Raw genomic sequence first — 18767 nt, 5'->3', positions numbered from 1 at the left:
AAAAAAAGACAAAGTATCAAAAATATGATACTTTGTCTACAGTCTGAAATATTCCAAATCCTCAAATTTTGTTAGACTTTTCACCTATCTGGCTTTATAATAAAATACGATTGTGTATTTTATTTCACGTAATCAATTCGTTATTATTATCATTATTTTTATTTTTTTATGAAAAGGGGAGACTTAAAATTATGGCTAAAACAGAGATTGTTGTAGTCGGTGCTGGGTATTCAGGTATAGCAGCTACTAAAATGCTGTCTAAAAAACTTAAAAAGAATACAGACATCCACATTACTTTAATCGATCGTCATTCTTACCAAACAATGATGACCGAACTTCACGAAGTTGCCGGAGGACGTGTTCATCCTGAAGCTATTCAATATGATTTACAAAGATTATTTTGTAAGAGAAAAAATGTTAGTGTTATAACAGATTCTGTTGTTAACGTTGATAAAGAAGGTAAAGTAGTTAAAACAGCGCAAGGTACATACGCTTTTGATTACTTAGTCTTAGCAATGGGTGGAGAACCTAATGACTTTGGTACTCCAGGCGTTAAAGAAAACGGCTTTACTTTATGGTCAATGGATGATGCGATTAAAATCAACAACCATATCGAAAAAACTGTTACTTTAGCTGCAATGGAACCTGATGCTGAAAAACGTAAAGCAATGTTAAACTTTGTAGTCTGTGGTTCTGGATTTACAGGAATCGAAATGGTCGGAGAATTAATCGAATGGAAAGAAGTTGTTGCTAAGAAAAACAAACTTGATCCAAGCGAAATCAACTTAATGGTAGTTGAAGCAGCTCCTACTATCTTAAACATGTTAGATCGTAACGATGCTGGTAAAGCTGAGAAATATTTACTTAAAAAAGGCGTAACTATCTTAAAAGATACACCTATCGTTGAAGTTGCAGCAGATCATATTGTTCTTAAATCTGGTGAAACTATTCCAACTCATACTTTAATCTGGACTGCTGGTGTTAAAGCTAACAGTGACGCAGAAGAATTTGAAATGGAATCTGCTCGTGCAGCTCGTTTAGTAGCTAATGAATTCATGCAAGCTAAGGGTTATGAAGATAAAGGAATCTACGTTATCGGAGACTTAGTTTACTTTGAAGAAAAAGAAAATATGCCAACACCTCAAATCGTTCAAGCAGCTGAGCAAACAGGTCATTGTGCCGCTAAAAACATTTTAGCTGAAATCAATGGAACTGAAAAAGAAGCTTACAAAGGTAAATACGATGGTTTCATGGTATCTATCGGTTCTAAATATGCAGTAGCTTGTGTCTTTGACAAAATTCATATGAGCGGCTTCTTCGCAATGTTAATGAAACATATCATTAACTTACGCTACTTCTTTGATATTCGTTCTGGTTACTATGCATTCCAATATATCTTACACGAATTCTTCCGAATTGGTGATGAGCGTAACATTATGCGTGGTCATACATCACGTAACAGTAACGTTTTATGGTCAGTGCCATTACGTGTCTTCTACGGTTCAGTTTGGTTAGTTGAAGCGATGAAGAAAATCGTTGGTACTGGTAAATTGACTCAACCAGGCACTTGGTTTGGTGAAGGTTCATGGTTTACTGATACAGTTGCTTTCCCATTCCCATGGTTACAAGCTGCTGATGCAACAAGTGGTGCTAGTGCGGCAGAAGGTGCCGGCGAAGCTGTTGCTGCTGTTGCTGATCCTGTCTTTGGTTTAAGCTATGCTTATGGTGAAGAACCTATGACAGTTTTCAAAGAAATGCCAAATTGGTTCTCTAAAATCATGGAATTCATGATGCCTAATACAGAAGTTGCTTTATTCATGCAAAAATTCATGACAATTTTTGAAGTTGCTTTAGCATTAGCAATTATTGTTGGTTTATTTACATGGTTAGCAAGTGCAACAACTATTGTCCTAGTTATCATGTTCTGTTTATCAGGTATGTTCTACTGGGTTAATATTTGGTTCTTATTCGTTGCCTTTGCTCTTATGAACGGTTCAGGTCGTGCATTTGGTTTAGATAAATGGGTAATGCCTTGGTTGCAAGGTAAACTCGGTAAATGGTGGTATGGAGACGTCAAGTCCCGCTACGGTGAGAGTGCTTAACCAATAACTTTTAAAGAGGTTGACCCTTAAGTGTCAACCTCTTTTCATTTCACAAAAAGTGTTATTTCCAGTTGATTTACTTTTTAGTTAATAGTATTCTCACTATGATAGGAGAATTTTACCATGAATAAAAATAAAAGATTAATATACATCTCATTACTTGTTGCTCAAGGTGTCATTATTGGTTTACTCGAAAATATGATTCCTTTTCCCTTCGCCTTTGCCCCTGGTGCTAAGTTAGGCTTAGCTAATTTAATCACCATTATCGCAATCTTTACCATGCCTGTGAAAGACAGTTTCTTTTTAGTCATTCTTAGATTATTTTTAACGACTTTACTTGGCGGAACGCCTTCCACTCTTCTTTACAGTGCAGGTGGTGCCCTTTTAAGTTATTTTGGTATGTTAGGCTTAAAACAACTTGGTCCAAAACGTATTAGTACGATTGGGATTAGTGCCTGTGGGGGATTTTTACATAATGTGGGGCAACTACTAGTGGCTAGTTGGATTGCCAATTCATGGAATGTCCTCTTATATTTACCAGTCCTGTCCTGGATTGGGATTTTAGCAGGGATTGCGATTGGCATTGCTGCTAACTACGTTATGACTCATGTTAAAACAATTCAAGAGTTTAAACTCAATTATGAATAAGGATTCAACCTTTAAAAAGGAGCTTACCTATGAACATTCATCCAATGTGGGACAACTACCCCACTCTAAAAAAAGACTTAAATAAAACATTAGAGTTAATGTCTTCTGCTATTTCTTTACCTAATAAAGAAGTGGAGCAAACCATTTTAGATTTGTTTCATTCAGGTGGAAAATTACTACGTCCTGCTTACTTACTACTTTTTTCTGAACTAGGAAAAGACGTAGATAAAAAGAAAAGCATTGCTCTTGCTGCTGCCATGGAGACTCTTCATACAGCAACACTCATTCATGATGATATCGTGGATGAAGCTGACGTACGACGTGGTGTACCAACTCTTCAAACAAAATTCGATAAAGATGTTGCTGTTTACTCTGGTGATTATTTGTTTATCGTCTGTTTCAAACTACTAGTTCAATACACAGATTCTCTTAAAAGCGTGAAACTTAATACATCAAGTATGGAGAAAGTCTTACTTGGCGAATTAGGTCAAATGAATACCCGTTACAACACAGACATCACTGTGGATGAATACCTTCAAAACGTTTCAGGAAAAACAGCTGAATTATTCGCCTTAAGTTGTTTCTTAGGTTGCTTTGAAAATGGCGGTTCTTCAAAACTTGCTTCAACTTGTCGCGATATCGGAAAATCAATTGGGATAGCTTTTCAAATTGTAGATGATATTTTAGATTACTCTCAATCAGAAGTTTCAATTGGTAAACCTGTCTTAGAAGATGTGAAACAAGGGGTTTATAGCTTACCTTTAATCTGTGCTATGGAAGAGAATAAAGCCTTTTTTGAACCTCTACTAGCAAAGAAAGAAACCTTAACAAATGAAGAAGCAGAGCGTGTTCACCAAGGTGTTATTGAATACGGTGGCGTTAAAAAAGCTTATGCGTTAGCAGATAGCTATACAGAAAAAGCTTTAGATCTTATTAACAAATTACCAAACAACAAGCAACAAACAAAAGAAATTATTTATGACATTACTCAAGCTATTTTAACTAGAGAAAATTAATGAAAAAAACATCAATTCTTTTTTAAGGATTGATGTTTTTCATTGTCTTAGTCATCCATTGGGTAACCTGCGTCTTTTGCATAAGCCATAAGCTCTTTGACTTCCTTATCTGATATGGGAAAAGCAAAATAAGCTTCTAGTCTCTTTTTACTCTCTTCTTCTCTTTTAGATAACTTAATCACTTCAGGTAGGTTGTTTTTTCCTGTTGAGATGCCAACAGAAACACCGTCTTCTTGTCTGTATTCAATGTTTGTCAAAGGAAATGTATAGGGACGCAACTGTTTAAAACCATAGCCTGAACTATACGTAATTTCACAATTCTTAATGTCTTGAATCACTTTATCTACTTGTTCTGCTGGAATGTCTTCCCCATTTAACAAACGATTATTTTGTTTAACTTGTTTCTGCCAAAAGGCAAAATCTTTTTTTGTGGTAATTTCTAAATTCATGCCTTTTTTTATTCGAGAATCCATTGGCTCAATAACTAAGATCTCACTTTTGGGTATGTGATAGACAGACTCAAATAAAGCATAGCTCTCTTTTGTTAGTTGTGATTGAAACAAACGATACCCCATTTCTTGCATTCCAATAACTAGTATTGGAAGTGCTGTTAGAATGAATAAACTGATATTTTTCTTGCGTTCTTCTTTATTCTTTATACTCATATATAAAAAATAGCTAGGAATCAGTATCATTAGTATCAATAGAACGATTAGTGATTTCACCCTTTTTCCCCTCCTTTTTGAGTATTGTATCACAATCCTTCATACTTTCTTGCATTCCCCTCACAAGCCCTATATAATCGAAAGCGACACACTAAAAAGTGACTACAATAAAAGTGAGGGATTACATGATTACCGTATCAAATGTTAGTCTGCAATTTCCAGATAGAAAATTATTTGAAAATGTAGATATTAAATTTACTCCAGGAAACTGTTATGGCCTAATCGGTGCTAATGGTGCTGGAAAATCAACTTTCTTGAAAATATTATCAGGAGAAATTGAACCATCAACTGGAAATGTAACTTTAGGTCCAGATGAACGCTTAGCAACCTTAAAACAAAATCATTTCGACTATGAAGATGAAACAGTTCTACATACTGTTATGATGGGACACAAACGTCTTTATGAAGTGATGCAAGAAAAAGATGCTATTTACATGAAAGCTGATTTTTCAGATGAAGATGGCATCCGTGCTGCTGAACTTGAAGGTGAGTTTGCTGAATTAAATGGTTGGGAAGCTGAGCCAGAAGCATCTAGCTTACTACAAGGATTAAACATTCCTGAAAGTCTACATGACTTAAAGATGGCTGAATTAACAGCAGGACAAAAAGTTAAAGTGTTATTAGCACAAGCTCTTTTTGGTCAACCTGATGTATTACTTCTAGATGAGCCGACAAACGGTTTAGATCGTGATTCAATTGCTTGGTTAGAAGAATTTTTAATCAACTCAGAAAACACAATCATTACTGTTTCCCATGACCGTCATTTCTTAAACAAAGTTTGTACTCACATGGCTGACTTAGACTTTGGTAAAATCAAATTATTCGTTGGTAACTACGATTTCTGGTTAGAATCAAGTCAATTAGCAGCTAGACTTCAATCTGATCAAAATGCGAAAAAAGAAGAAAAAGTTAAAGAATTACAAGAATTTATCGCTAGATTTAGTGCTAACGCTTCTAAATCAAAACAAGCAACTTCTCGTAAAAAAATGTTAGATAAAATTGAATTAGATGACATTCAACCTTCATCACGCCGCTACCCATTCGTTGGATTTAAAGCAGAACGTGAGATTGGTAATGACTTACTTCAAGTTGAAAATATCTCTAAGACAATTGAAGGCAAGAAAATTTTAGATAATGTGTCATTTACGCTTAGAAAAGATGACAAAGCTGCCTTCATCGCGAAAGATGATATTACAACAACTATCCTATTCAAAATTATTATGGGTGAGATGGAACCTGATTCTGGTAGCGTTCGTTGGGGTGTTACAACTAGCCAAGCCTACCTACCAAAAGATACTTCTCATGAATTTGATAACGACTTAACTATTGTTGATTGGTTACGCCAATACGCTTCAAAAGAAGAATCTGATAATACTTTCCTACGTAGTTTCTTAGGTCGTATGCTTTTCTCAGGAGAGGACGTATTAAAATCAGTTAACGTTCTTTCAGGGGGCGAAAAAGTTCGTTGTATGTTATCTAAATTAATGCTTTCTAAAGCAAACGTTCTTGTTTTAGATGACCCAACAAATCACTTAGATTTAGAATCAATTACAGCTCTTAACGACGGGTTAATTGCTTTTAATGGCTCTATTCTATTTGCTTCACATGACCATCAATTTATCCAAACAACAGCTAATCGTATTATTGCTGTATCTGATAAAGGTGTTGTGGATCGTGCAGAAACAACTTATGACGAATTCTTAGATAATAAAACAGTTCAAGAACAATTGAACCAAATTTACGGTAAATAAAAAAGAAAGGCTAACCCAAATTGGTTAGCCTTTCTTTTTGTACATAGTCCAGTAATGAAGACTCTCTTTTTGTATTTCTTCTTCTGTAAAGGCTCTGCCTGTATCCCCTTTTTCTTTTGTATCACTAGGGTTATTAAGCCAGAACGTATTTTCTTTTTCATTATAGCCTGTTAGGACCATAACATGACCAACATCAGTAAAGTAACCTGGTTTGACTGAAACGATAACAGGATGATTTTGCTTCAACTGCTCTTTTACTAGAGGCAACTGATCTCCCAAATCTTCAAACTCATACTTATTGGCTGCCGCAAAGTCATTAAAAATATGCCATGCAGTCCCTGTTTCTTTACTAAAGTAACGATTACCTGACCAAGATAAAATATCCATTGGTGTCTTATACTCATTTTCTAAATAAGAATATACCATGGCTAGCGACACTATAGCACACCCGTTAATCGCTAACGTGTTTTGAAGAGGCTCATCACCTTCCACTCCGTAAAACTGATCTTTCCATAAACCATCTGTTTGTAAGATCAACGGCACTTTCATGCGATTAGGGAAGTCTCCTGCTTCAATCTTATCATTGACTGTCTCTTCATAAGTCTTCTTAGGAACTTCTTTTTTCTTTTTTTTAAGAGCTGTCTCTTCAGCAATTCGAGCAGCTTCTACTTGTTGATTGTTAAAAAAACGTGCTAAATAAATAGAAAAACAAATAGAAATAATAGCTAAAATGCTTAACATCAATAAAAGTTCTGGGTAATGTTTTTTCAAATTATCACACCTTTTGTTCATTAATTATCTATATTATGCCACAAATAATAAATAATACCAAAAAAGTGAGAAAATTTTCTTTATCTTGCTACTCCATAAGAGAAGATAGCAATCGCTCCGTAGCCTGTATGACTAGCTATAGTTGGACCCATTGGTAATAATTCTACAGATTTTACTGGGATCATTTCTTGAATCAACTCTTTAACATGCTCAGCTGCTTCTAAATCCCCTGCATAGGCAACTAATAAATTTTGTTCTTCGCTATTTAAAATAGTTCTCTTTGTTTCTGATACTATTTTTTCTAATGACTTGTTACGACCACGGGTTTTTCCAACATTCACTAATTTACCAGTTGCATCTACATGAATGATTGGTTTAATTTTAACCAAACTACCGATAGCGGCACTGGTTTTAGAAATTCGACCGCCACGCTCTAAATGGTTTAAGTCATTAACTGTCACCCATGAGTGAACTTTACTAATGTTCTCCTCTAACCACTCTAAAACCTCTTCTAAGCTCTTCCCAGCGTTTCGTTGATTGATTATATCTTTAATCAGTAAACCTTCTCCTAGAGATGCTGCTTTTGAATCTACGATACTCACGTTAACTGACTCATGGTCTTCTTCCAATAAACGTAGTGCTGAAAAAGCATTTCTCTGAGAACCACTTAATTCAGATGAAAAAGCTAAATATAAAAGAGGCTTCTCTGAACCCACATATTGTTTAAACACTTCACTGTACGTCCCAATATTAATTTGTGAGGTACTTGGCATTTCTTCTAATTTTAATTGTTCCATAAACCAGTTGTAATCAAATGTTTTTCCTAAATCATCTACATATTCTTTATGGTTTAAATTAATCACCATACTTACTACCTGAACATCATTTGATTCTAAGTAATCAAATGGTAAGTCGCAACATGAATCAACCAATAAATCAAATTTTTTTGTCATTTATACAACCCCCTCCACACATATTACTATCTTTTTAATCAAAAAAGAAGAAGTAATTACACTTCTTCTTTTGTCTCATCTTTTAAATTTGTGCCCAAACACTTTCTAAAACATTTGTTTGTGTTCTATCTGGTCCTACTGAGAAAGTAGAAATTCTAACTCCTACTAAATCAGAAATACGATGCACATAATTTCTTGCATTTTCAGGTAACTCAGCTAGTGTTTTACAACCAGTGATATCTTCTGACCAACCAGGTAGTTCTTCATAAATTGGTTTACAACGAGATAACTCTTTCAAGCTTGCTGGGTAATGATAGATTTTCTCGCCATCTAATTCGTACGCTGTACAGATTTTAACAGTTGGTAAACCTGTCAATACATCAATAGAGTTAAGTGATAAGTTAGTAATACCTGATACACGTTTTGAGTGACGCATTACAACTGTATCAAACCAACCCACACGTCTTGGACGACCTGTTGTTGTTCCGTATTCACGTCCAACTTCACGGATTTGGTTTCCTGTTTCATCAAATAATTCTGTTGGGAATGGGCCGTCTCCTACACGAGAAGTATAAGCTTTACACACACCAACTACTTTATTGATTTTTGAAGGACCAACACCACTACCAATAGTTACACCACCAGCAACTGGGTTAGATGATGTCACAAATGGATAAGTTCCTTGATCAATATCAAGCATAACTCCTTGTGCCCCTTCAAATAAAACGCGTTTGCCTTCATCAAGTGCATCATTTAAGATCACTGAAGTATCTGTAACGTATTTCTTGATTTCTTGACCATAGTTATAATACTCTTCAAAAATATCATCAAATGCTAATGGTTCAGAATCAAATAATTTAACGAATAAACGATTTTTTTCTTCTAAATTACTTTTTAGACGTTCTGCAAAAATCTCTTTATCTAAAAGGTCTGCAATTCTAATTCCCACACGAGCGGCTTTATCCATGTAGGCAGGTCCAATCCCTTTAATGGTTGTCCCTATTTTTTGATCCCCTTTAGCATCTTCTTGCAATTGATCTAATTTAATGTGATAAGGTAAAATCACATGAGCACGATCTGAAATTCTTAAATTTTCAGTCGTAATACCATGATCTGCTAAATATTTAAGTTCTTTAGTAATAGACTTAGGGTTAACAACTACCCCATTACCAATAACACTAATTTTTTCTGGATAAAAGATCCCTGAAGGAATCAAATGTAGCTTATATGTGGTCCCATCAAATTGAATAGTGTGTCCTGCATTGTCTCCACCTTGATAACGTGCAATTACTTCAGCATTTTCACTTAAAAAGTCTGTGATCTTTCCTTTTCCTTCATCGCCCCACTGTGTTCCTACTACTACAACTGATGACATATAAACACTCCATTCTTCTTATGTTATTACCTAACTATATTAACAAAAAAAACAAGTTTTTTCAATAAAACCGAATGTTATTTAATTATTAATGTTATTTATCATTAATAAACGAACTTAAAACTCTTCTCTCATGGATACAGAAGAAAACTTATTATACTCTTTAATGAAGAGTAGCTCTACTGTTCCACGAGCCCCACTTCTGTTTTTTTCGATGATAACTTCAATCACATTATTACTCTCTTGTGGTTCCTCATCTTCGCCCTCTTCACTGCGATAGTAGTCATCACGGTAAAGAAAGGCTACAATATCCGCATCCTGCTCAATCGATCCAGATTCACGGATATCACTTAATACTGGACGTTTGTCTTGTCTCTGCTCAACTCCACGAGATAACTGAGATAAGGCAATAACTGGTACTTTTAATTCTTTAGCTAATTTTTTTAATTGTCTAGAAATCTCAGAAACTTCTTGTTGACGGTTTTCTCGACCAGTTCCCTCGATCAACTGTAAGTAGTCAATTAATACTAAACCTAATCCACCTTGTTCTTGATGGAGCTTACGACACTTAGCACGTATTTCAGAAATCTTAATCCCTGGAGTATCATCAATGAAGATATTAGCTTTGGATAAACTTCCCATAGCCACAATAATATTATCCCACTCTTCATCTGATAATTGACCTGTTTTTAAGTGCCCTGCCTCTACAAGGCCTTCTGAACATAGCATACGATTCACAAGTGATTCAGCACTCATCTCCAAACTAAAGATGGCTACTGATTCGTTTGTTTTAGTTCCTACGTTTTGCGCAATATTTAAAGCAAAGGCTGTCTTCCCTACGGCTGGACGAGCAGCTAAAATAATTAGCTCTTCTGCTTGAAGACCTGCTGTCATTTTATCTAAGGCATGATAGCCTGTTGGTAATCCCGTAATAGCTTCACCTTGTTGAGATAACTTTTCAATATTATTAATAGAATCTCCCAATACATCTGCAATTGATAAGAAACCACTTCGATTTCTTTTTTCAGATACTTCAAGAATTCTTCTCTCAGCTTCATCAAGAATACTTTCAACATCTTCTTCTTGTTCAAAACCACTGGTCACAATTTCTGTGGCTGTTTGAATCAAGTTTCTTAGAAGTGCTTTTTGTTCTACAATCTTAGCGTAGTAACCAACGTTAGCAGCAGTTGGTACGCTTAACGTTAATTCTGATAAATAACTCACACCACCAATATCTTCCAGCATATTCTTTTGTTCCAATTGTTCTTTCACAATGATTGCATCAATGGCTTCACTACGATTGTTTAAATCCACCATGATTTGGAAAATAGTTTGATGACTTCGACGATAAAAATCTTTTGCTTCAATGTATTCCATTGCTTCTACAATTGACTCTGAGTCTAAAAAAACAGAACCTAAAACTGCTTGTTCTGCTTCAACACTTTGTGGCGGTATCCTATCTTGTTGGATAAGTTCCATCTCTTACTCACCTATCCTTATTTCTTATTCTGCAATAACGTGAACACGTAATTTAGCCACAACATCTTTATGTAGTTTAGTTGGTACATTTGTATAACCTAATGCTTTAATAGGTTGTTTCAAATCCATTTTACGTTTATCAACTTTGATGTTATGTTGTTTTTCTAAAGCTTCTGCAATTTGTTTCGAAGGAATTGAACCGAACAAGCGACTATCGTCTCCTGCTTTTGATTTAATAACTACCTCAAATTCTTCTGCTTCAATAACTGCTTTTAATGCTTCCGCTTCTTTTAATACTTCTGCATCTTCTTTTTCTTTAGCTTTTGTTTTCCCTTTTAATTCACTTAAGGCTTGTGGAGTTGCTTCGACAGCTAATCCTTTTTTTAGTAAAAAGTTTTGTGCATATCCCACTGCAACTTCTTTAACTTCACCTTTATTTCCCTTACCTTTAACATCTTGTAAAAAAATTACTTTCATGAAGAAACACTCCCTATCTATAATTAAATATTATTCATTGATTACTTTACTATTCTAACATATTTATGATGTTTCATAAAACAATAAAAAATTGTTTCACGTGAAACAAAAAAGACATTCATTAATTAAAATGAATGTCTTAATCTATTATTGCTCTTCACCAACGAATGGTAATAAGCCCATAATTCTTGCACGTTTAATTGCAATAGTTAATTTTCTTTGATGTTTTGCACAAGTACCAGTCACACGACGTGGTAAAATTTTACCTCTTTCAGAGATAAATCTTGATAATAATTCAACATCTTTGTAATCGATATTATCAATATGGTTAGCTGTAAAGTAACATACTTTACGACGTTTTCTTCCGCCTCTTCTTTGTTGAGCTGCCATGTTTTGCTCCTCCTATTCTATTTTAGAATGGTAAATCGTCATCCGAAATATCTATTTGTGATGAGCTTCCAAACGGATCACTGTCACGGTCGAAATTCGGCATTTCGTTTTTACTTGAAGATTGGCCGCCAAATGATTGACTGTTTTGATTTTGAGAAAAATTGTTAAAATTATTCCCAGCATCTTGATTACCAAAGCCACCTACTTGTTGTCTTTGCTCAGATGCATTACGTGATTCTAATAATTGGAAATTATCACAAACTACTTCTGTTACATATACTCTTTGACCTTGTTGATTTTCGTAATTACGTGTTTGAATACGTCCAACAACACCTAGCAACGTACCTTTTTTGGCATAGTTAGCTAAAGTTTCTGCTGGTTTTCTCCAAATAACACAATTAACAAAATCAGCTTCTCGTTCTCCACTTTGGTTAGTAAAGTTACGATTAACTGCCAAGTTAAAAGTTGCTACAGCTGACCCATTTGCTGTAAAACGAAGCTCAGGATCTCTAGTTAGTCTTCCTACTAGCACAACGTTGTTAATCATTTGTCGTTCTCCCCTCGTTTTGTTAATGTTTCACGTGAAACATTGATTAGTTTTCTTCTTTAACGATCATATGACGTAAGATATCGCCATTGATTTTAGCTAAACGATCAAACTCACTGATTGCTGCTGCGTCTGTTGCTGAAGAAACTTTAACGATATGGTAGATTCCTTCACGGAAATCTTGGATTTCGTAAGCTAGACGGCGTTTGCCCCATAACTTAGATTCCAATACTTCTGCACCGTTATCTTTCAAGATTGAATCGAAACGATTTACAAGAGCAGTTTTTGCTTCCTCATCAATGTTTGGACGGATGATATACATAATTTCGTATGTGTTTGCCTGTTTCATTGATTTTCACCTCCTTATGGACTAAAGGTTCCTATTATTTAATAGGAACAAGGAAAGTAAACGACTTGTTTACTCACATTTCAATATTTTACTACACTTTGAGTAATAAATCAATCAAATTTAGTACTAAATATCCAATGAACTTGTCTTTTTTACATTCTTTTTGTTTTGTGACAAAAAAAGATGGTCACAGAAACTACTTCTGAGACCATCTTTTAAAATTATTCTGCTGTTTCTTCAGAGGCTTCTGTTAATTCTTCCTCTTCTTCTTTGGTTACTTTAGCCATTGTAGAAACAAGAGCATCTTCTTCTAAACGAATGAGACGCACACCTTGTGTGGCGCGACCTGTTTGAGAAACAGATTCAACGTCAAAACGAATGATGACGCCTTTATTCGTGATTAACATGATATCTTCTTCACCAGTGACAGTTGTTAATCCAGCTAAATTACCGTTTTTCTCTGTAATATTCACTGTTTTAATCCCTTTACCACCACGGCCTTTAATTGCATATTCAACAGCCTCAGTACGCTTACCATATCCTTTTTCAGTAATCACCAATACTTCTGATTCAGGATGTAGAACGTCCATACCAATCACATAGTCATCTCCACGCAATTTGATACCACGAACACCTGCTGCACTACGTCCCATTGAACGAACATCTTCTTCGTTAAATGACACAGAGTAACCTTGATGTGTTCCGATAATAATGTTTTGATGGCCATCTGTTAAAGTCACATTGATTAATTGGTCATTTTCTTTTAACCCAATTGCTTTCAATCCATTTGTACGAATGTTTGAAAATTCAGAAACAGAAGTTTTCTTCACTGTTCCCAATCGAGTTGAGAAGAATAAGTATTGATCTTCTTCGGCTTTTCCTTCAACACTTATAATAGCTTCAATATTTTCTGATGAATCAATGCCTAATAAGTTAATAACTGGGATTCCTTTAGCTGTACGACCATATTCTGGAATCTCATAGCCTTTTGCTTTATAGACCTTACCAGTATCAGTAAAGAATAAAAGACTATCATGAGTTGAACATGACACTAAGTTTTCAACAAAGTCATCATCATGTACTCCCATTCCTTGAACACCACGACCACCACGGTTTTGTGTTCTAAACTCAGTACTTGGCAAGCGTTTAATGTAGCCGTTATGAGTTAAAGTAATAACAATATCTTCTTCCTCGATTAAATCTTCATCTTCTAAGCTTAAGACTTCACCCACTAATAATTCTGTACGTCTGTCGTCTCCATACTTACGTTGGATTTCATCTAATTCTGTACTAATAATCTCAAGAACACGGTCATGGTTAGCTAAAATATCTTTCAAATCAGCAATCAATTTCAATAATTCTTGATATTCATTCTCGATTTTATCTCTTTCTAAGCCTGTTAAACGACGTAAACGCATGTCTAAAATCGCTTGAGCTTGACGGTCAGATAAACTGTAGTTATCGATTAAAGCTTGCTTAGCAATGTCATCTGATGCTGATGAACGAATCGTTTTAATAATCGCATCAATATGATCTAAAGCAATTCGTAACCCTTCTAAAATATGAGCTCTTGCTTCAGCTTTGTTTTTATCAAACTCTGTACGTCTAACAATAACTTCTTCTTGATGGGCTAAGTAATGCTCTAAAATTGATTTTAAGCTAAGAACTTTTGGCACACCTTTAACAATTGCTAACATGTTAAAACCAAAACTTGTTTGAAGTGACGTTAATTTGTATAAGTTATTCAAGACAACTGAAGCACTTACGTCACGACGAACCTCAATAGAAATACGCATTCCTTCACGAGAAGACTCATCTCTTAAATCAGTAATACCTTCCACACGTTTTTCACGGTGTAATTCAGCGATACGTTCAACTAACTTAGCTTTATTAACCATGTAAGGAATTTCAGTTACAACAATACGTTCCTTACCATTTTTCATCTCTTCAATATGCACTTTAGCACGAACGATAATTTTTCCTTTACCAGTTTCGTAGGCACGACGAATACCTGATTTTCCCATAACAAGACCACCTGTAGGGAAATCTGGTCCAGGTAAAGCTTCCATTAAGTCAGCAGTTGTTGCTTCACTGTTATCCATAAGAACTTTCAATGCATCAATAACTTCTGTTAAGTTGTGAGGTGGAATATTCGTTGCCATCCCCACGGCAATACCTGTTGTTCCGTTAACTAATAGGTTTGGAAAACGTGCTGGTAAAACTTCTGGTTCACGTTCTGTTTCATCATAGTTATTTTGAAAATTAACTGTATTTTTGTTAATATCACGTAGCATCTCAACGGCAATTTTACTCATACGAGCTTCTGTATAACGCATCGCAGCCGCTCCGTCACCATCGACAGAACCAAAGTTACCATGACCATCTACTAACATGTTACGGTAACTAAATGGTTGCGCCATACGAACCATAGACTCATAAATCGCACTGTCCCCATGCGGATGGTATTTACCCATAACATCCCCAACAATACGAGCTGATTTTTTATGCGCTTTATCAGGTGTCACACCCATCTCATTCATTCCATACAAAATACGGCGATGAACAGGTTTTAACCCATCTCTAACATCTGGTAAGGCACGAGACACAATAACACTCATGGCATAATCAATAAACGACTCTTCCATTTCATCTGTTAGATTTATATCTTTAATATTTTCAATTATTTCCTCAGACATGAACAATCCTCCTTATCTCTTTTTAGATATCTAAATTTTTAACGTAGTGAGCATTGGCTTCAATGAATTCACGTCTAGGTTCTACTTTGTCACCCATTAACATTTCAAAAACAGCATCTGCTTTAATAGCATCCTCCACACTGACACGTAACATCGTTCTTTTTTCTGGATCCATTGTTGTATCCCATAATTGATGGTCATCCATTTCTCCAAGACCTTTATACCGTTGAACACTTGGCTTAGGTGTTGCTGGCAATGAGTCAACTACCTCAGCTAATCTATCATCAGCATCTTTACCTGGTTGTACGTAAGTAATGTTTTTTCCTTGCTTCACACCGTATAAAGGTGGTTGAGCGATATAAACATACCCTGCTTCTACAACAGGTCTCATATAGCGATAAAATAGGGTTAAAAGAAGGGTTCTAATATGAGCCCCATCCACATCGGCATCGGTCATAATGACTAATTTATGATAACGAGCTTTCGAAATATCAAAGTCTCCACCAAAACCTGTTCCCATCGCTGTAAATAATGAACGAATCTCTTCGTTAGCTAAAATACGATCCATGGTTGCTTTTTCAACGTTTAAAATCTTACCTCGAATTGGTAAAATCGCTTGGGTACGACGATCACGACCTGTTTTAGCAGATCCACCGGCAGAGTCCCCTTCGACGACAAATAGTTCACACTCTTCAGGTACACGACTTGAACAGTCAGCTAGTTTACCAGGTAAACTACTGATTTCAAGAGCACCCTTACGACGTGTTACTTCACGAGCACGTTTCGCTGCTAGACGTGCCTTAGACGCTAAAATCCCTTTTTCAACGATTTTTTTCGCTGTGTCTGGGTTTTCTAATAAGAATTTGTTAAACGCTTCAGAGAATAGACGATCTGTTACTGTACGAACTTCTGAATTCCCTAATTTTGTTTTCGTTTGTCCCTCAAACTGAGGTTCTGGATGTTTAATTGAGATAATGGCAGTCAGTCCTTCACGAACATCATCTCCACTTAAATTCTCTTCGTTTTCTTTGATTAATTTTTGACGTCTTGCATAGTCATTAATCACACGTGTTAAGGCTGTACGGAAACCAAATTCATGAGTTCCTCCCTCATAAGTATGAATATTATTCGCAAAACTCAATAAGTTAGTATGATAACCATCTGTGTATTGAATTGCTACCTCAACAGTAATTCCTTGTTGATCACCATCTGTGTAGATAGGCTCATCAAAAAGAACTGTTTTATTCGTATTTAAGAAAGAAACGTAACTTTGAATCCCACCTTCATAGTGGAATGCTTCAAATTTTGATTCCTCTCCACGTAAATCTTCAATCGTAATTTTAAGCCCACGATTTAAGAAAGCTAATTCACGTATACGTGTTGCTAATTTATCGTATTCAAAGACAGTAGTCTCAGTAAATATTTCGCCGTCTGGTTTAAAGTTAATAGTTGTTCCTCTACGATCAGTTTCACCTATTACTTTTAGATCATCACAAATTTTACCACGTTTAAATTCTTGGTAATGGATTTTTCCATCTACATGAACTTTTACCGTTAATTGCTCTGACAAGGCATTTACAACAGATGAACCTACACCATGAAGACCTCCAGATACTTTATAACCGCCTCCGCCAAATTTACCACCAGCATGAAGAACAGTTAAAACAGTCTCAACAGCTGGGCGTCCCGTTTTAGCTTGAATCCCTACTGGAATCCCACGACCATTATCGACAACTGTAATACTATTATCTTTTTCAATCGACACATTAATTTCTGTACAGTATCCTGCTAAGGCCTCATCAATAGAGTTATCAACGATTTCCCAAACTAAATGGTGTAAGCCTTGAGGTCCTGTAGACCCGATATACATCCCTGGTCTTTTACGTACTGCTTCTAATCCTTCTAAAACTTGAATCTGACTGGCATCATATGCGTGAGATTCTGCGTTGTTGTTTATTTCTTCTGTCAAAATTAGTCACGATTCCTTTCTACTACTCCTTGAAAAATATAGAATATTTCTGGAGTAATACTTAATTTATTTTCCAAATGGGTCAAACTAGTTGTTGTTAAAAATGTTTGAAGCTTGGTTTCAATGTACTCCATCAAATGAACTTGACGATCATCATCTAGCTCACTCAACACATCATCTAATAATAAAATAGGGTATTCCCCGATTTCGTCATTAATCAATTCTATCTCTGCTAATTTTAAACTCAAAGCTGTGGTTCTTTGTTGACCTTGGGAACCAAAATTTTGTACATTTTTGTCATTAACAAAAAATAACAAATCATCACGATGTGGACCAACGGATGTTGTTAATAGTTTTAAATCTTTATTAGTAGAATTTTTTAGCTCTTCTAAGAGTATGTCAAATAACTCTTTTTCAGACATGTCGCTAGTAACATCAAGTTGACATTTGTAGCGAATCTTTAGTACTTCTTTACCATGAGTTATTTTTTGATGAATGGTATTAGCCCACTCTTCTAACTTTTGGATAAATTGCAGACGGTGGAACAAAACAGAACTGCCAGCCTCTGCCAATTGTTCTGACAAAACCTCTAAATAAACCAAATCTTTTTTATCACTAAAGGCTATTTTTTTGAGGTATTGATTTCTTTGCTTTAAGACTGTTTGATACTTACTCAAATTAAACAAGTAATTGGCATTGATTTGACCAATTTCCATATCTAAAAAACGACGTCTATTTTGAGGTGCTCCTTTAACAAGAAGTAAATCTTCTGGTGCAAATAAAATAACGTTTAAATGACCAATATAGTGACTTAACTTAGTTTGTTCTAAGCCATTTACTTTGGTTTTCTTTCCTTTGTTAGAAATAATCATCGTCAAATCAAGAGAACCATTCATTTTTTGAATCTTGCCTTCTAAACGAGCAAATTCTTGCTCCCACTGAATCATTTCTTTTTCATTGTTACTTCGATGACTCCTAGCAAAAGAAAGAACATAAATGCTTTCTAATAAATTGGTTTTTCCTTGAGCATTCTCTCCTAAAAATACGTTTAATCTAGGAGAAAATGCTAAATCAAGAGACTCGTAGTTACGATAAGAACGTAACGATATGTTTTCAATAATCATGTTGTTAATCCCTATCTGATGGCATTTTAGCCATAAAAAAAGTACCTAAATCAGGTATTTCAATCATCATCTCTGCATATAATTTACGACCACGGCGATTTTCCAATTCACCATCAACGTAGACTGCATGTTCCTGCAAATACCATTTAGCCATCCCGCCACTAGAAATCACATCGACTTCTTTTAAGAATTGACCAAGTGTAATGTAGTCAGCAGTTAATAAAAAACTTTTTTTCACAAATTTTCACCTTCTTTTTCAAGGTTTTCATATTAACTATTATACCTGTTTTAACAGTTAAAAACAAATTTTCTTTACGTTTAAGAACATTTATATGAAATAGACATTTTTTTCATTTTAAAGGAGAACTTGCTTAAAACGTAAAATAGAGCTTTTT

At 35.2% G+C, this 18767-nt stretch carries 17 protein-coding genes; 4 read left to right on the top strand and 13 right to left on the bottom strand.

Going from position 1 to position 18767, the window contains the following annotated elements; genetic code table 11:
* The first annotated feature begins 191 nt into the window (after positions 1-191).
* The 3 genes from DOK76_RS00890 (at position 192) to DOK76_RS00880 (ending at position 3766) form a co-directional block, all read left to right on the top strand.
* The gene (locus DOK76_RS00890; protein WP_206964274.1) at positions 192-2102 is read left to right on the top strand and encodes an NAD(P)/FAD-dependent oxidoreductase; all 1911 of its coding nucleotides are present in this window, start codon (positions 192-194) and stop codon (positions 2100-2102) included.
* A 123-nt stretch (positions 2103-2225) separates the two neighbouring features.
* Complete coding sequence (locus tag DOK76_RS00885; RefSeq protein WP_206964273.1) at positions 2226-2750, top strand: Gx transporter family protein; 525 nt, start codon at positions 2226-2228, stop codon at positions 2748-2750.
* Positions 2751-2779: 29 nt separating this feature from the next.
* A complete protein-coding gene (locus DOK76_RS00880) occupies positions 2780-3766 on the top strand; it encodes a polyprenyl synthetase family protein (protein ID WP_206964271.1) in 987 nt (328 codons plus the stop codon).
* A gap of 47 nt (positions 3767-3813) precedes the next feature.
* On the opposite strand, the gene DOK76_RS00875 is transcribed toward DOK76_RS00880, so the two are convergent.
* The gene (locus DOK76_RS00875; RefSeq protein WP_206964269.1) at positions 3814-4491 is read right to left on the bottom strand and encodes a hypothetical protein; all 678 of its coding nucleotides are present in this window, start codon (positions 4489-4491) and stop codon (positions 3814-3816) included.
* A gap of 125 nt (positions 4492-4616) precedes the next feature.
* On the opposite strand from DOK76_RS00875, the gene DOK76_RS00870 reads away from it, so the two are divergent.
* Positions 4617-6242: an ABC-F family ATP-binding cassette domain-containing protein gene (locus DOK76_RS00870; RefSeq protein ID WP_206964267.1), complete on the top strand. Its 1626-nt coding sequence runs from the start codon at positions 4617-4619 to the stop codon at positions 6240-6242.
* Between the two features lie 24 nt (positions 6243-6266).
* Here DOK76_RS00870 and DOK76_RS00865 read toward each other — a convergent pair whose 3' ends face one another.
* From DOK76_RS00865 to yaaA, 12 genes are all read right to left on the bottom strand, one after another.
* Positions 6267-7013 carry a C39 family peptidase gene (locus tag DOK76_RS00865; RefSeq protein ID WP_206964265.1) on the bottom strand — a complete coding sequence of 249 codons (747 nt, stop codon included), beginning with the start codon at positions 7011-7013 and terminating at the stop codon, positions 6267-6269.
* An 80-nt stretch (positions 7014-7093) separates the two neighbouring features.
* Entirely contained in the window at positions 7094-7966 is an 873-nt protein-coding gene (locus DOK76_RS00860) for a DegV family protein (RefSeq protein ID WP_206964263.1), read from the bottom strand.
* Between the two features lie 82 nt (positions 7967-8048).
* Complete coding sequence (locus tag DOK76_RS00855; protein WP_206964261.1) at positions 8049-9341, bottom strand: adenylosuccinate synthase; 1293 nt, start codon at positions 9339-9341, stop codon at positions 8049-8051.
* A gap of 117 nt (positions 9342-9458) precedes the next feature.
* A complete protein-coding gene (dnaB, locus tag DOK76_RS00850; RefSeq protein WP_206964259.1) occupies positions 9459-10820 on the bottom strand; it encodes a replicative DNA helicase in 1362 nt (453 codons plus the stop codon).
* A 24-nt stretch (positions 10821-10844) separates the two neighbouring features.
* Entirely contained in the window at positions 10845-11297 is a 453-nt protein-coding gene (gene rplI / locus DOK76_RS00845; protein WP_206964257.1) for a 50S ribosomal protein L9, read from the bottom strand.
* 147 nt (positions 11298-11444) lie between these two features.
* Positions 11445-11687 (bottom strand): 30S ribosomal protein S18, encoded by a 243-nt coding sequence (gene rpsR, locus DOK76_RS00840; protein ID WP_086340744.1) that lies wholly within the window; start codon positions 11685-11687, stop codon positions 11445-11447.
* A 22-nt stretch (positions 11688-11709) separates the two neighbouring features.
* A complete protein-coding gene (gene ssb, locus DOK76_RS00835; protein WP_206964256.1) occupies positions 11710-12234 on the bottom strand; it encodes a single-stranded DNA-binding protein in 525 nt (174 codons plus the stop codon).
* 46 nt (positions 12235-12280) lie between these two features.
* Positions 12281-12583, bottom strand: coding sequence for a 30S ribosomal protein S6 (gene rpsF / locus DOK76_RS00830; RefSeq protein ID WP_086340746.1), 303 nt, complete (start codon positions 12581-12583; stop codon positions 12281-12283).
* A 221-nt stretch (positions 12584-12804) separates the two neighbouring features.
* Entirely contained in the window at positions 12805-15279 is a 2475-nt protein-coding gene (gyrA, locus tag DOK76_RS00825; RefSeq protein ID WP_206964254.1) for a DNA gyrase subunit A, read from the bottom strand.
* A 22-nt stretch (positions 15280-15301) separates the two neighbouring features.
* A complete protein-coding gene (gene gyrB / locus DOK76_RS00820; protein ID WP_206964252.1) occupies positions 15302-17248 on the bottom strand; it encodes a DNA topoisomerase (ATP-hydrolyzing) subunit B in 1947 nt (648 codons plus the stop codon).
* 2 nt (positions 17249-17250) lie between these two features.
* Positions 17251-18372, bottom strand: a complete 1122-nt coding sequence (recF, locus tag DOK76_RS00815) for a DNA replication/repair protein RecF (RefSeq protein ID WP_206964250.1) — start codon at positions 18370-18372, stop codon at positions 17251-17253.
* 4 nt (positions 18373-18376) lie between these two features.
* Complete coding sequence (gene yaaA / locus DOK76_RS00810) at positions 18377-18610, bottom strand: S4 domain-containing protein YaaA (protein ID WP_206964248.1); 234 nt, start codon at positions 18608-18610, stop codon at positions 18377-18379.
* Between the last annotated feature and the right edge of the window lie 157 nt (positions 18611-18767).

Origin of the sequence: Candidatus Vagococcus giribetii (genome assembly GCF_017316185.1) — a bacterium.
Lineage (GTDB): Bacteria > Bacillota > Bacilli > Lactobacillales > Vagococcaceae > Vagococcus > Vagococcus giribetii.
This window is presented reverse-complemented; position numbering and strand designations above follow the sequence as displayed.

Excerpts from the sequence above, each read along its gene's own strand:
- DOK76_RS00890 (WP_206964274.1), top strand. The coding sequence starts at position 192 with ATGGCTAAAACAGAGATTGTTGTAGTCGGTGCTGGGTATTCAGGTATA.
- DOK76_RS00885 (WP_206964273.1), top strand. The coding sequence starts at position 2,226 with ATGAATAAAAATAAAAGATTAATATACATCTCATTACTTGTTGCTCAA.
- DOK76_RS00880 (WP_206964271.1), top strand. The coding sequence starts at position 2,780 with ATGAACATTCATCCAATGTGGGACAACTACCCCACTCTAAAAAAAGAC.
- DOK76_RS00870 (WP_206964267.1), top strand. The coding sequence starts at position 4,617 with ATGATTACCGTATCAAATGTTAGTCTGCAATTTCCAGATAGAAAATTA.
- DOK76_RS00860 (WP_206964263.1), bottom strand. The coding sequence starts at position 7,966 with ATGACAAAAAAATTTGATTTATTGGTTGATTCATGTTGCGACTTACCA.
- DOK76_RS00855 (WP_206964261.1), bottom strand. The coding sequence starts at position 9,341 with ATGTCATCAGTTGTAGTAGTAGGAACACAGTGGGGCGATGAAGGAAAA.
- dnaB (WP_206964259.1), bottom strand. The coding sequence starts at position 10,820 with ATGGAACTTATCCAACAAGATAGGATACCGCCACAAAGTGTTGAAGCA.
- rplI (WP_206964257.1), bottom strand. The coding sequence starts at position 11,297 with ATGAAAGTAATTTTTTTACAAGATGTTAAAGGTAAGGGAAATAAAGGT.
- rpsR (WP_086340744.1), bottom strand. The coding sequence starts at position 11,687 with ATGGCAGCTCAACAAAGAAGAGGCGGAAGAAAACGTCGTAAAGTATGT.
- ssb (WP_206964256.1), bottom strand. The coding sequence starts at position 12,234 with ATGATTAACAACGTTGTGCTAGTAGGAAGACTAACTAGAGATCCTGAG.
- rpsF (WP_086340746.1), bottom strand. The coding sequence starts at position 12,583 with ATGAAACAGGCAAACACATACGAAATTATGTATATCATCCGTCCAAAC.
- gyrA (WP_206964254.1), bottom strand. The coding sequence starts at position 15,279 with ATGTCTGAGGAAATAATTGAAAATATTAAAGATATAAATCTAACAGAT.
- recF (WP_206964250.1), bottom strand. The coding sequence starts at position 18,372 with ATGATTATTGAAAACATATCGTTACGTTCTTATCGTAACTACGAGTCT.